Origin of the sequence: uncultured Porphyromonas sp., assembly GCF_938023125.1 — a bacterium.
Taxonomy (GTDB): domain Bacteria; phylum Bacteroidota; class Bacteroidia; order Bacteroidales; family Porphyromonadaceae; genus Porphyromonas.
Genome location: NZ_CALHDW010000011.1, coordinates 61725 through 75771, shown reverse-complemented (window position 1 = coordinate 75771; position 14047 = coordinate 61725). Strand labels below are relative to the sequence as shown.

The window sequence follows — 14047 nt, the reverse complement described above, 5'->3', positions numbered from 1 at the left end:
GTTAATTTACTCGAGTCTTTCTGTTGCCGCTTATAGTTTCAAATATTGGGAGACGACTTTGCCATGAATCTATTTCAACGATTTCTATCCAATATGAAGAAGAGAGAACCGCTTCTCTTGGAAAGTGTAAGGGCTGTATTGTTTTTGATGTACTTTTTAATTTCGCTCCATCTTTCCTTTAATAAGGATACTCTCCTCTTTGGGATCACCGTAGGTGGAATGGTTGTTTATGCCCTGCTTGTTATAGGGACATTTTTAAAAAAGAGATGAGCTTCTAATCGAGCTAAATAGTAAGCAACAAACTATTGAACCACCCAAAACAAGCCAAGCTGTTTCGGGTGGTTCTTTATTCTGAAGAGTGATAAATTATACTCACCCTATTCCTCTACTGGTAAATGCACAAACCTACCATTCCTCCCGCATTTGTCTAAGTACGTGCTTGTGGATCTGATACGGGGTGAATGCCCACACGACACAGCAAGCAAAAGATACCGAGCCATCTCGCAACCACTCGGAATCTTTCGTGCGGAAGAAAATCTCAGCAAGAGAGGAGAACTTATAACCAACTCAAGGACAACGAATTAACAAGTCCGTCATCAGGGGTGCAATTTACCCCCATCCATCCGGCTCCAACAGACAAGAAATTCCCCATCTTCGCCTTGAGAAAAAGAAAGAGGGTGCCCCAAAACAAATTGGGAACACCCTTGCATATCCATTCCTTCCCCCAGGAGGGAGGGATGATACTCTAAGCTCAGCGAATGAGCACCTTGACAACCTCTTGAGTGCCTTCTATCTGTACAAGGTAAACGCCCTCTGCAAGAGAGAAGTATACTTCGCCATCTCGCACTACACGTTTAGCGAGTACAGAGCCTCCGGGATTGTAGACAATAGCCATAGCTCCTTCTACGGGATAGACTACACGGAGCATTCCGTTCACAACTTTACAATTGAGGCTACCGGTAGATGCGACTTGATTGAGAGCAGTCTCCTCCTTGAAAGATGCTTCGATGCGATAGTCTCGGTCCATGGTAATTGAGATCGGATTGCTTGTATCCTCTGCCACTTTGCCATTGATGGTCCAGAAAGCAAATACGTAGCCATCCTCGGGTTCTGCCAAGATCTCTACCACAGAACCTTCCTTCACTTTGGAATTCAAAGGGATAGTCCCATGATTTATAGTGGCTGATACACCCCCATTATTATCGGCAAGAGAGATGCTCAACTGATAGTATATCTCGTCACGCTCGAAAACTGCTTCCACAAGAGTCTGTCTATTAAGCACAATTTCTAGGGTAGCCTCGCCCTGCTTGGGAGTCGTTGCCCCATTTACGATCCAGTGCTTGAGGTGGTAGTTCTTTTCGGGATGAGCTGTAAAGACAACTGCCTGATCGGCCTTTTGCAGGCTTTCTGGTTCGATTTCCACTCCGCCGATAGTAGCCGTTACTTTACCATACTCGGGGTTATTAGCTTGGAAGGCAACCTTATAACGCTTGTAGGCCTCTGCAAAAATAGCCTCTACGGTGGTAGGCGCCTTTACTTCGTAGGTAAACTCCGATCCCGTAGCTTCGATTTCTCGCCCATTAATAAGCCATCCCTTGAGGAGGTAAGCCTCTTTCGCTTCTGCCACGAGGCGCACCGAGGCATTCTCCTTCACGCTAGCTTCAGTCGGTAGGAGTTCCTCGCCATTGTAGACCTTAAGGGTACCTCCCTCGTATTCATTCTTATACGAAAGTTTGTGGAATACGTCGGGAGAGACTAACGGAACGACGCTCCCAAACGTCTTCCACACAGCCGCTTCCTTGTAAGTAGCCACAAGATCTTGCGTGGGGACGTATAGGATGACTGTTGCCAGCGCCACCTTATCAAATGCATTACGATAGACAGTAGGCGGAGTCGTATTCATCGAAGTCACTTTGGTAAGAGCCGTACACTCTCCAAAAGATTTGAAGTTAATGCTATTGACTTTTTCTGTGAGGTATACCTCTTTGAGTTCGCTGCAAGAGTAGAAACACATACGTTCGATTTTCTCAAGAAGTTCCGGAGTCTTGAAGTACACCAAGCCACTCTTAGAAAAAGCATTTTGCTCTATCGTTGTGACGCTAGCGGGGAGATCTGCTCTCTGGAGTCCCTTACACTCGAGGAAGGCATCAGAGCGGATAGTCTCTAGTTTAGTACTCCATACCACATCGGACAAAGCCCTACTCAAAGCAAAAGCATTCATCCCAATTTCAGTTACATTATCGCCCATTACCACACGGGTCAACTTAGGCATATCACTCAAAGAAGACTCCCCGATAAGGGTTAGACTCATAGGGAGGATTACCTCTTCTAGATTGGGATGTTTCGAGAATGCGATTCTAGGAAGGGCATTCCCTTCGATAGAAGCCTCCTTCATATCCAGCTTGGTCAAGCCACCCATGCGTAGAGAGACGAATTCGACATCAGCCGCATTCATTTGGCCCTTGATCGTCAAAGTCTGGCACTTATGAGGCTCAGCAATTCCCTTGAGTTGCTCACTAAGGTTGCCCGGGGCCGTCAGGGTTACAACAGGATTAATGGGATCCAGTGGCTCCACACTAGGATCCTCGCCTTTCGCTCTATAGAAAATCTTGAGTACGGCTCTCTGCTTCAGACCGGAGCCATCGGAGTACTCGCCCCAACCTTCTTCTAGTATTCTCCCGTTATCGGTCGCTCTGTAGAGCGTACGAATAGGCTTCCCCTTTACATTCTTGGGATAGCAATAAAAATCGGTATAAGTCTGTCCCATTGCTGCTAGGGGCATATTTGCCTCCCCCTCAACAGTCATCAGAATGCTTTTCCCGGTGTAGAGGAAAGGTTTGTCAAGCTTTACATGAAGTTCAAAATCCTGTTCTTGTTTTTCATCGAAATCAATATTGAAGGTTGCTGTTGCACACAAATCGGCATCGGTATCAATAGATTTCCAAGGATAGTTCTTCTCTCCACTCTTCTTCTTAAACTCAGTATCCTCTATGTTAGAGAGGTAGAGACGCATCTTAATAGAGTAATCAGGCTCAAAAGAAGTCCCTTCTTGATTATAAACTCGGAAGTGGATTTCTGTAATCTCCTTGCCTTCAAGCCCTACGAGATCTTCTGCTGTATAGAGCTGCTGTGAGCGACTATACTGATAATCGAAATCGAAAGGAGCTTTCTGCCCTATACTCCCCTGGAAGTGTACTGTCGTCGAGGAAAAATCTCCTAAACTGATTGATTGTTGAGTCTGAGCTTTTGCCACAGAAAATGATGTGGCAAGGGCGATAAAACTCAACAGCAACGTAAATAATTTCTTGCGCATACTTGTTTGTTGATTGAATTATGTTTAACGTACTTAACTTACGTACTAGAATAGACAGAATCTCTACTCTATACATTTTTATTTCTCTGCTAAAATAGAAGACCCAAAGAGACCTGTAGTTTGTAAAGTGTTACCCTGCTGCTAACGGAGCATAGGGCAGCACTTGTTTGAGCATAGAGAGACGCCTGCCGAGAAGGCAGCAGATATTCCCCTCCTAGAGAGGTCTTGATGTGTGTCTGATTCATCACTTGTATTTTGTGATTCATCTCTGCCAATGAACGCAACTTCTTCGTAAAAGGATGGTAAAACTCATCTACAGGAAGAGGCCCGAAGAGAAGGACATCCCGAAGACTAAAGCGATGCTCTAAACCGACCTGGGCACGAAGAGCAAAACGGAGCTGCCGGTCTATTGCATGCCGACAGCGAAGAGAAACCCCGGGGGTAAGGTGTGAATATTGCTCCAAAGCCCCGGAAGACTTTCGCTCTTGCTGAAAGAGTTCGAAACGAACTGAGGGAAGCAACTCCCAAAGAGCCCTCCTAGACTGGAAAGAAAAAACGCCCTCTAAGTCGTCTCTCAGGTAGAGACTACGGTAGTTTTTGCTCTCCACAGAGAGTAAAGGATAGGAAATCCCCTCCTGCATTCCGTATACAGATTCATCGCCGAACCTCCTCTCCAAGTCAAATCTATTACTCAATGCCCACACACCCAAAGGGGTTGTTGATAGATAACTTACTGTCAAATTCAGTCGATGCTGATGGAGGTATGACAAACGCAATTCATTACGATTTTTGAGCGTAAACTCCATCCCCAGGTAATGATACTTAGCGGTAGCAAAAAATTGCTGACCCTGTTTTTTCTCAACCGGCAGCAGATCCCCCTCAACCCCATAGCCATAAGCATTAAAGGCCTTAGCCTCTGCATTACCCAAGAAGCGAAGAGAATATTCATCAAACCCCAAAAGATTAAAAACGAACTGAGCTCCTAAAGGGTTCATAAAGCTCATCTGATGCACCTGCTTATAGATGCGCCCCGACAGAGAAAGTCCCAAGTAGTATGAAGGGAACTTATACGAGAGCCCCGTTTTGATCGTAAGATCTCCTGAGGTGTTCAGGACACGAGGATCCCGATCTCTACTCTCCTGATAGGCTTCATAGCCTCCCTCAACACCCCATCTCCAGCGAGTGGGAAAGGCATGACTATAGCCTCCGCTGAAGGTGTAACACTCACCATCGAGGAACCCTCCGATCGTATCAATAGAGGTATAAGGAGCCGTAAGAGGATAGTGTGCTGTCTCACGTCCTTGTACATTTTGGCTCGAGGCGGAGATATAGGTAGCACGCCCCCATACAGAAGAGAGGGAATCGAGATGAAACAACGAGGTACAGTTAATCTGAAATTGGGAGCGAGACGCTCCTTCCGCAAGGGGAGAGATACCGGCACCACGGCGAGAGGAAAAAAGGGTCTCGACACTAGAAAGAGAAGTTGCGTACTGCAAAGCCAAAAGAGAAGGCGCCTCATAGTGGGGAGCAATCAGATTCTGGTATGCCCAATGGTGCTCCTCAATAGCCCTCTGCAGGGAGTCTTGAGGGGAGCGAAAGAGACTTATCTCCGCCCCTACCGCAGACCATTCAACCCCCACAATAGGAGGCAAAAGCAGTAAAATAAGTGCCGTACGCAACTTCTCCAACATAGTCATTACTCAGAATCCCTTAGAGAAGAGTTGCCTTACTTTGCGGGGCAAAGTCCTCTGTTGAATTATTGGTGTCGACTAGCTGTTGAATACCATTTTTCATGGCTCCGGTTTTGCGCAACACACTCTTCCCGTAGCGCTGTGGGTCACGATCTATTGTAGAGATATAAGTAAATCCTCGATCTAAAGAGGTAGGCATCACAAGCCATTTATCAAGGGAGAGGATACTCAAATTTACCCCATCGATCACCCAATCAGTGGGAACAAAATAGGTCTCTTTATCTATATTCTTGATAGTACCATCGGGCATTTGGAACTTCCAAATATACTTTGCCTTGTAGTTAGCAAGATAGTCCTCCTTAGTTGTCTTCATCTTTGCAATAGCGTAAGAAGAGCCACCACGATCGTGCAGGCTCCAGATAGTACGCGTGTAGCAATAAATTTTCTCTAGATTCTTGGCAGGGTTATCCACGTCCTTAACCCTTGAGTTTGCAGGAGTCTCATCATACCACTCAAAATCCGCCTTACTAAGGTCTATTGAGTTCTTATTGATATTCTTGTGGTTGGCTGCTTGGTCGCAAATCGTAAGATAACCTCCCGGCTGAACGGGAACATCCTTACCATTACCGGGAATCATGTACACAGCTTGCACGGGGAAGCAAGTCTCTGTGAGTTTTGGCTCTATATCTTGCACAAGTATCGTATTGAATGAAGACTCTAGGATAAGGAGGCTATCGGCATAGACGACTTTATCAGAATTGTTGTAGATACGGAAGTATTGATCGCCAATATATTTATCTCCACTTGGGGTAAGAGTGCCGGAGGGGAAGATCTCAGCGATGACAAGTGAGCGTATATCACCCTCTCCGAGATCCGGTTGCTCCGAAAACAACAGATCTAGCGTAATATTACTCTCGGGAGTATTGATGGTCTCATTGGTACGAGTAGCGACCACAGAAGCGCGCTTTTCTTTGCCATCCACAGAGTAGGTAATAGTCCCCATGGCATTGATATTATAGAGGCCAAAAGGGAGCTCAATCATCACTTTCCCATTTTGTTGTTTTGCTTCATAGCTCTTACCGCTATTTACTTCTTTGAAAGTAACAGTAAGCTCAACGAGCTGGTAAGCCTCCTTAAAATCTTTGAGAGAAGGGGATAAAGTTACCTTCGATTGATTTTTTGGCCCCTCTTGCTGACAAGCACTGATGGCAAATAAGCAGAGAGTTAGTAGAGAAAAAAGAATTGTTTTTTTCATTTTGATTTATCTGTTTAAGCTGTTATTTTCAACTATAGTTGTATGTTAAGTTCCATGCCAAAATAGGGAGTGGAAGAGCGCCGTATAGTACGGCCCGATCTCTCGTAAAGCGGTTCTATTGAAATAAGACGATGAACAAAAAGGGCAATCCCAAGCCTACGAGAAAAAAATTGCTTCGTAGCTTTGAAGTTAACAAACCCTGCGAACGGAGTATGCATAAGTGTAGGCTCTTTGCTCCCTGGCCGTACAAGTTGCTTTAGTAGGGGATCGCTCAAAGACATCTCGGTAAATGGGTGTTCCACGCCCTCCTTATCAATGTACTTAATAGGGATACGTGCCTGTGGCTGAATTAACCTCTTACTAAAGAAGATAGCCTCAAAGGTGGTTGCAAAGAGGAGGTCAAGGGTTGGAATGTAGGTATCCATCATAATGCTTGAGGCAAGACTAGAACTAGTATAACCAGTATCATTTTTGTACACTCCAATCACAGGCAACTCCCCCCCATTAAATACAACATCAGGTCTATCCAGATAGGGGATACTATTTTCATAACGGGTAACAAACCAAGCCCCATTACAGGTAAAGCGAGTGGATAGTAAGGGAATGCGAGGAGTTGAAATCTGCCATTCTATCCCTCTCTTGAGAGTGCGGCTACCATTGGTTGTAACGCCGTAGAGAGAAAGGGTGGTATCGCGAGTAACCGGGAGAGCCCCTAGGTCGGGAGGAGCAGTTAGGGTATTCGGGTTTATCCCCCCTGCATCGTACTTATTGTATTCAAAGGAGGCAATCCGAGCCATTTGGCGGTAGCCATTGCGCATATCCTCTCTAAAAGCAGTAACAGAGAGAAGATAACCGGCATAAGAGGCATCTAAACGGAGTTCCATTTTCAGGTTACGAGGAGCCTCTAAAGCGTAGTTGGCAGGATCTAGGGGATAGGTGCGGAAATGTATCCTCCGAAACTTCTCTTCTGCGGCGTAATAGTTGAGTTCGACAATGTCGTAGTAGTCGGGAGCAGGATAAAGGTAAGCAGAGGAAGGGAGCATCGATAGCTGACCTAAGCCTACATTTAGCCCCATAATGAGAGGGCGCTCCGAAGAGAAAAGTTTTTGTTCATAACGCACATTGATCCGCGGATCGAGGTAAGGCTTCCATGCTACGGCATAAGCCCTCGGTGCAGACATCATCTGCAAACGCCCCCCTACCACAGCCTCCAACGAGGAACGCTCTCCCAAGCTCCACCGCCCCTTATCCTCTACAAACAGAGCCATCTTATGCTCGGAAGGGACTAAGGAAAAAGGACGCAAACGTGTAGGGAGCCCTAGATCAATTGGCCGAGTTACATCGTAAACAGAACCTCTCCCATAGTTTTTTGAGAATGAGTATTCAGTCCCCACGGACACTTGATTACCCCTCCAGGAAGCAAAGCGAAGTACCGACTTTAGAAAAGCCGTTACAGGACGCCCCTCTACTTCGACACTAGCCAAGTAACTATTGGGGGCAAAAAAAGCATCACTCTCTCCCTCCGGCACGGTAGTAAGAGGGTTAATGCGCACCGTAGAAACATAGCGTTGCTCTCGAACCTCATCTCGTTGGGCGGCGAGATTGTAGTGCACATCAATCTGATTGATTAAGCGCGTAGACTGCCTAGCTTTAAGACTAAGTTCCCCGGAGAGAGCAAAACGGTTATTACTGCTAAAGAACTTGTCTTGCTCATTTTTTTGCTGCTCAGGGTCTACCTTTTCATTGTCAAAAGTACCTCCATAGTCTAGGCTTTGCATCCAAGACCCTTGGTAATTGGGAGACTCTAACTTATGAACGTAACGGGCCGACAAGGTGAGACGACGAAAGTTCTCAAAACTATTGATTGGAGAAATCTTGCTATCGAGATAATCCGCCGATAGATTAAGTACACTTCTTTGTTCTCGCCATTGAAAACCCGACCCCAGGTATATGAGTTTGCTCTTCGGGTCCGCTTTGATGCGCGCTTTTGGCGGAGTTGCTTTCATTTTACGCCGAATACGAACAAGCCCCGAAACTAGGTTGCCATGCTCTACGGAAGGGATACCCCTCAAGACTTCCACCTCCTCTATATCATCGGTAGAGATTCCGCGCATATCCACACCCGAGCCAATATTGAACACCCCACCCGAACGGCGTTGGTTGTCGGCAGACCATACACTATTGGAATAACTCTGCATATTAGCATCGGTATTAAGAGGGACACCATCAATCTCAAAGGCAGTGCCTATTGAGGAAGTACGGTAGTTCCCTGATATCGGAGCCTCTGCCTCTCGCAATCGAATCGTATTCCTCTCTGCAAGGTGAGGAGAAGACGTCATCCCTCCGGGAAGCAAAGCCAGAAGATCTGAAAAGGTAGAAGGTTGTAACAAATTAATCGATTGACGACCGATAATTCCGGCTGTGGTAGGCTTAAAGGACTCGCGCGCCGTAACCACAACCTCTCCTAACTCGGTTGCAGGCTGTAGTGCCACAGTAATTTGCATCTCACGCCCTATCTCTATTTTTTGCCTATACTCCTTATAACCAACATAACGTACCTGCAGGAGACCAGTACTCCCCCGAGGTATGCCTTTAAGGTGTGCTACGCCTTCTTTGTTGGCAGTAGCTCCCAATAGACGCTGATCATACCGAAATCCGACAGAAGCCTCCGGAATACTTTCTCTACTGCTTGCATCAATTACTTTTACGTGCAAAACAAACGTCTCTCCCTCTTGCGCCCTAAGGAGCAAAATAGAACCGAGAGAGAGAAGGAAGAGATATATGATACGACTGATACGCAAGGGTATAAACGGTATAAACAAATCTATCTGTACTAACGGATAATATGTTGGAATATTCGCTGCAAAATTACTTTCAACAACAAAATAAAAAGAGAGTTTTAGACCCCCAGTTATAGGTATTTATCCCCTGACTTATCTTCCCACTTCTTGGTATCTTACCCTTAGTACATCTTTCCTAAAATGCTAAAAGAAAAGGGTATATCCCCTTTTTAATCCTAAGCAATCAAACAAGGTTTATTCGAACTTTGAATCACAATTCTTGCGAGGTTTGTTGGCAGAGTGTTTACTCTCTTGTATCTTTGTTCACAGATAAACAAGTAAACTCTAGTTAGAAATGGGAGGAACTCAAAGAAAGAAAGCACGTAACCTAGTCACTTGGGTTGTACTGGCTCTAGCGGTACTCATTGTGGTAGCAGCCATCATATTGCTAACCAAAGTGTCGGGCGATATGACCCAATACGTTTTTATGGGAGCAGGGCTACTCATCCTCAATTTGCTGTTTGTGCTCTACTTTACACGGCGCAACTTCAAAAAATAAGAGGGCTACAGCTCCTCTAAAAGGGGGCTCTCCCCTCTTCCTTCTTTGGTAAACGCCCAAAAGGTTCCGTCCGAGACCGGGAGCCCCATCGTCTCCGAAGGTTACCTTCGAGCCCTAGAACTAGAATAAAAAAGCCATGGGGTAAGCGTTTTTTGCCCACCCGCCCACTAGGGAGCCGATCTAGCCTCCCCCGAAAAACAAAATCACTTAGATAGTAGTATTTTAGCTACCTTTGTAGCAAGAAAATAAGGAATATAAGAAGTATCGTAAACCAAAATGGAGATTGTAAAGATTACGGGTCGTGAGATATTGGATTCTCGCGGCAATCCTACTGTAGAAGTAGAAGTAGTACTCGATAGTGGATTCGTCGGTCGTGCTGCCGTTCCTAGCGGAGCCTCTACGGGTGAACACGAAGCCATTGAATTGCGCGATGGCGACAAGAATCGCTATTGCGGCAAAGGAGTACTAAAGGCAGTACAGAATGTAAACGAAATCATTGCCCCTGCCCTCTTTGGCATGTCGGCTCTCGAGCAACGCACCATTGACCAAAAGCTCATCGAATTGGATGGTACCCCCACCAAGTCGAACCTCGGAGCGAATGCCATGCTCGGAGTATCTCTCGCTGTAGCCAAGGCTGCTGCTGCTGAGCTAGACATCCCTCTCTACCGCTATATCGGTGGCACCAATACCTATGTATTGCCCGTTCCTATGATGAATATCATCAACGGAGGGTCTCATAGCGATGCCCCTATTGCCTTCCAAGAGTTCATGATTCGCCCCGTAGGCGCTTGCTGCTTCAGAGAAGGGCTTCGCATGGGTGCCGAAGTGTTCCATGCCCTCAAAAAAGTACTCAAGGCTCGTGGTCTTAGTACAGCCGTAGGAGACGAAGGTGGTTTTGCACCCGCTCTCAATGGTACAGAAGATGCTCTCAATAGCATTCTCGAGGCTATCCGCACCGCAGGTTATGAACCGGGAAAGGATGTTACCATTGCCCTAGACTGCGCTTCGAGCGAGTTCTTCAAGGAGGGTGTATATGACTACACCAAGTTCGAAGGAGCCAATGGCGCTAAACGCACTCCGGAGGAGCAAGTGGCCTACCTCAAGAGTCTTACCGAGCAATTCCCCATCGACTCCATCGAAGATGGTATGGCAGAAAACGACTGGGAAGGCTGGCGTAAACTTACAGAGGCTATTGGCTCTAAGTGCCAACTCGTGGGCGACGACCTCTTTGTGACCAACGTAGACTTCCTACGCAAGGGTATCGCAGAAGGCTGCGCCAATTCGATCCTAATCAAAGTAAATCAGATTGGTACCCTCACCGAAACTCTCGATGCTATCGACATGGCTCACCGCCACGGTTATACCTCGGTAACGTCTCACCGCTCGGGAGAAACGGAAGATACTACCATTGCGGACATTGCCGTTGCCACCAACTCCGGGCAGATCAAGACCGGTTCACTCAGCCGTACCGACCGTATTGCTAAGTACAACCAACTCCTCCGCATTGAGGAGGAACTCGGAGAGCGTGCCGTATATGGCTACAAGCGCATCCGCTAAACGTTCCGCCTAAAGTAGAGGGGATCCCCCCTTCTACCGAAGAGCATACAAACAAGAGGCAGAAGCCTCTACATCCTAAAGCACTAGTCCTGCGATATTGCAGAGGCTAGTGCTTTTTGGGTATAAAGATGGAGTAAGGACTTCGGAAATACTTGTTTAGAGGTATTTCTCCAATGGAATTATCATCGTAACTTTGCAGTCGATCATTTGGTACATACCAAATTCGCATCAACAACAAAGATTAAACCACAGAAAATAGCAGAATGAGAAAATTCGCAATGTCGCTACTGTGTATATTGATAACAGTGGCCGGGGTCAATGCAACACCCCCTGAGAAAAAACGTCCGGTACCTACCGATGCCAATATTATAGGGCATGTGGTAGACGCTACAACCAAAGAGCATATACCGGGTATCACCATCCAAATCAAAGGCACGAACTTTGGTACGAGCACCGATGCTACGGGGCACTATTTCCTACGCAACGTAAGACCGGGTACGATCACCCTCATCATGCGCGGCGTTGGCTACCTAAGCCAAGAGAAAACCGTAGTGGTGGAAAAGAATAAGGTAGTAGAGGTAAACTTCGAAGCCTACGAAGATGCCGTGAATATTGACGAGGTAGTGGTAACAGCCAACCGCCAAGCCACACTGCGCCGCCTCGCACCTACGATTGTAAATGTAGTGGGCGAAGAGGTATTTAGCCGTGTCAATGCCAATAACCTCGCACAAGGCATTATCTTCCAACCCGGGGTACGGGTGGAAAACAACTGCCAAAACTGCGGTTTTAACCAAGTACGTATCAATGGACTTGATGGGCGCTATACCCAAATCCTTATCGATAGCCGTCCTATCTTTAGTGCCCTAGCCGGCGTGTATGGTATTGAGCAAATCCCTACCAACATGATAGACCGTGTAGAGGTAGTGCGAGGCGGGGGCTCTGCCCTCTTTGGCTCCTCAGCTATCGGCGGTGTGGTTAATATCATCACCAAAGAGCCGGTGGGCAATAGTTTTTCGTTTGGAGAGAGCCTCACCTTTACGGGCATGAAAAACCCCGACAACAACATCAGCATGAATGCCTCCCTAGTGAGCGACGACAATAAAGCAGGGGCCATGATCTTCGGTCAAACCCGCTACCGCCAAGAATGGGATGCCAATAACGATGGGTATAGTGAGCTAGGACGCCTCAATAGCCGCTCTCTGGGTACTCGCGCCTTCCTCCGTACCACAGACTATACCAAACTAACAGCCGAGTTCCATACGATACAAGAATACCGCCGCGGGGGTGATCATATCGATTGGCCCGACCACGTTGCTTCTATCTCGGAGCACGTAGACCACAGCATTTTCAGCTCCAACGCCAAATTCGATGCCTTCTCTAGCGACTACAAACACCACCTTCTTACCTACATCTCCGGTCAAATCGTAAACCGAAAAAGCTATTACGGAGGCATTGGAGAGCTCCAAGACGACAAGGGCAACACCCTAGGTCAATTGGGATTCCCCATCCCCGCCGAACAATATGGTATCAACTTTGGAGTATCTAAGGGCAATACCTATATGGGAGGCTTGCAGTATAGCTACGACTTCGATCGCCTTCTCTTCATGCCGGCTCAGGTACTTATCGGGGCTGAGTATGTCTACGATCACCTCAGCGATGTAATGCCCCTCCGCAATTGGCTCGCCGAAAAAGACAGCAAAGGCAACCTAATTGAGCTATTCCCAAAGATTGATCAGAAGATCAACAACTGGAGTCAACTCGCTCAAATTGAATGGAAAAATGATATGTTTAGCATTCTCTTGGGTGCTCGCCTTGACGAAAACTCGGCCGTAGGCAAGCCTATCTTTAGCCCCCGTGCTACGCTGCGTTACAACCCAACTAAGAACGTAAACTTCCGTCTCTCCTACGCTAAGGGATTCCGTGCTCCTCAGGTATTTGACGAAGACCTCCACGTAGGCGTTGTTAATGGCGAGGTACAAAAAGTGTACAATATCCCCGACCTCCGCCCGGAGACCAGCCACTCCATCAATGCGAGTGCCGACCTCTATGCACAATGGGGCCCCGTAAAAGCCAACCTCCTTATTGAGGGATTCTACAACAAGCTACAAGACGTCTTTGTAACAAAGCTTAATAAGGTGGAGCATGGTATCATGATGTACGACCGCAAGAATGGAGAGGGAGCTACTGTGTATGGTGCCAACCTAGAAGGGAAACTAACATGGAGCATCCTACAGCTACAAGGTGGGCTTACCCTTACACAGAATCGCTACGACAAGCCCGAAGAATGGGGACAACGTGCAGACTTCCTTAGCAATGGTTTCCCTGTCATCTTCGACACAACGGACGACCTCGGCAACCCCATTAAGGCCGTAAATCAGAAGCAAGAGAGCGACATCATCACCAGAACGCCCTCTGCTTATGGCTACTTCACGCTAGGTATTACCCCTGTCAAAAACTTCGATATAGCTCTCACGGGTACTATTACAGGCCCCATGTACGTACCCCACGCTATCAAATATGGTAGCACCCAACAGCCTAACTCGGGCTATCCCCAGGGCTTTGACGAAGAGGGCATGCAGAACTATCTCGTGGCCGGTGGACTAGAAAAAGATACCGAAATACGTATAGATGAACTCAAGAAGACCCCCACATTCTTCGATATGGGCTTCAAACTCTCTTACGACTTCGACTTCTTCTCCAACACCTGTCTCCAGGTCTATGCCGGTATGAACAACCTACTCAATGCCATGCAATCGGACTACGACAAGGGTGCTGATCGCGACTCCGGCTATATATACGGCCCCACAATGCCTCGCTCGGCCTTCCTTGGTATGAAACTAAGTTTCTAGGCATGTAGAGAAATCCTCTAAAGAGAGACTCCTAGAAAAGCCT

At 47.0% G+C, this 14047-nt stretch carries 8 protein-coding genes; 4 read left to right on the top strand and 4 right to left on the bottom strand.

Annotated elements, in window-relative coordinates:
• The first annotated feature begins 93 nt into the window (after positions 1-93).
• On the top strand, positions 94-270 hold the full coding sequence (locus tag Q0090_RS03250; RefSeq protein WP_297947405.1) for a hypothetical protein: 177 nt from the start codon (positions 94-96) through the stop codon (positions 268-270).
• A gap of 481 nt (positions 271-751) precedes the next feature.
• On the opposite strand, the gene Q0090_RS03245 is transcribed toward Q0090_RS03250, so the two are convergent.
• From Q0090_RS03245 to Q0090_RS03230, 4 genes are all read right to left on the bottom strand, one after another.
• Positions 752-3313, bottom strand: a complete 2562-nt coding sequence (locus tag Q0090_RS03245) for a leucine-rich repeat protein (protein ID WP_297947403.1) — start codon at positions 3311-3313, stop codon at positions 752-754.
• Positions 3314-3402: 89 nt separating this feature from the next.
• Entirely contained in the window at positions 3403-5010 is a 1608-nt protein-coding gene (locus Q0090_RS03240; protein WP_297947401.1) for a DUF6850 family outer membrane beta-barrel protein, read from the bottom strand.
• A gap of 13 nt (positions 5011-5023) precedes the next feature.
• Positions 5024-6259, bottom strand: a complete 1236-nt coding sequence (locus tag Q0090_RS03235; RefSeq protein ID WP_297947399.1) for a DUF4876 domain-containing protein — start codon at positions 6257-6259, stop codon at positions 5024-5026.
• Between the two features lie 32 nt (positions 6260-6291).
• Positions 6292-9081, bottom strand: a complete 2790-nt coding sequence (locus Q0090_RS03230; RefSeq protein WP_297947397.1) for a carboxypeptidase-like regulatory domain-containing protein — start codon at positions 9079-9081, stop codon at positions 6292-6294.
• Between the two features lie 313 nt (positions 9082-9394).
• Between Q0090_RS03230 and Q0090_RS03225 the strand changes: the two genes are divergently transcribed.
• The 3 genes from Q0090_RS03225 (at position 9395) to Q0090_RS03215 (ending at position 14004) form a co-directional block, all read left to right on the top strand.
• The gene (locus Q0090_RS03225) at positions 9395-9598 is read left to right on the top strand and encodes a hypothetical protein (RefSeq protein ID WP_297947396.1); all 204 of its coding nucleotides are present in this window, start codon (positions 9395-9397) and stop codon (positions 9596-9598) included.
• Positions 9599-9874: 276 nt separating this feature from the next.
• Positions 9875-11155, top strand: a complete 1281-nt coding sequence (eno, locus tag Q0090_RS03220) for a phosphopyruvate hydratase (protein ID WP_297947394.1) — start codon at positions 9875-9877, stop codon at positions 11153-11155.
• Between the two features lie 263 nt (positions 11156-11418).
• The gene (locus tag Q0090_RS03215; protein ID WP_297947393.1) at positions 11419-14004 is read left to right on the top strand and encodes a TonB-dependent receptor; all 2586 of its coding nucleotides are present in this window, start codon (positions 11419-11421) and stop codon (positions 14002-14004) included.
• The last annotated feature ends 43 nt before the right edge of the window (positions 14005-14047 follow it).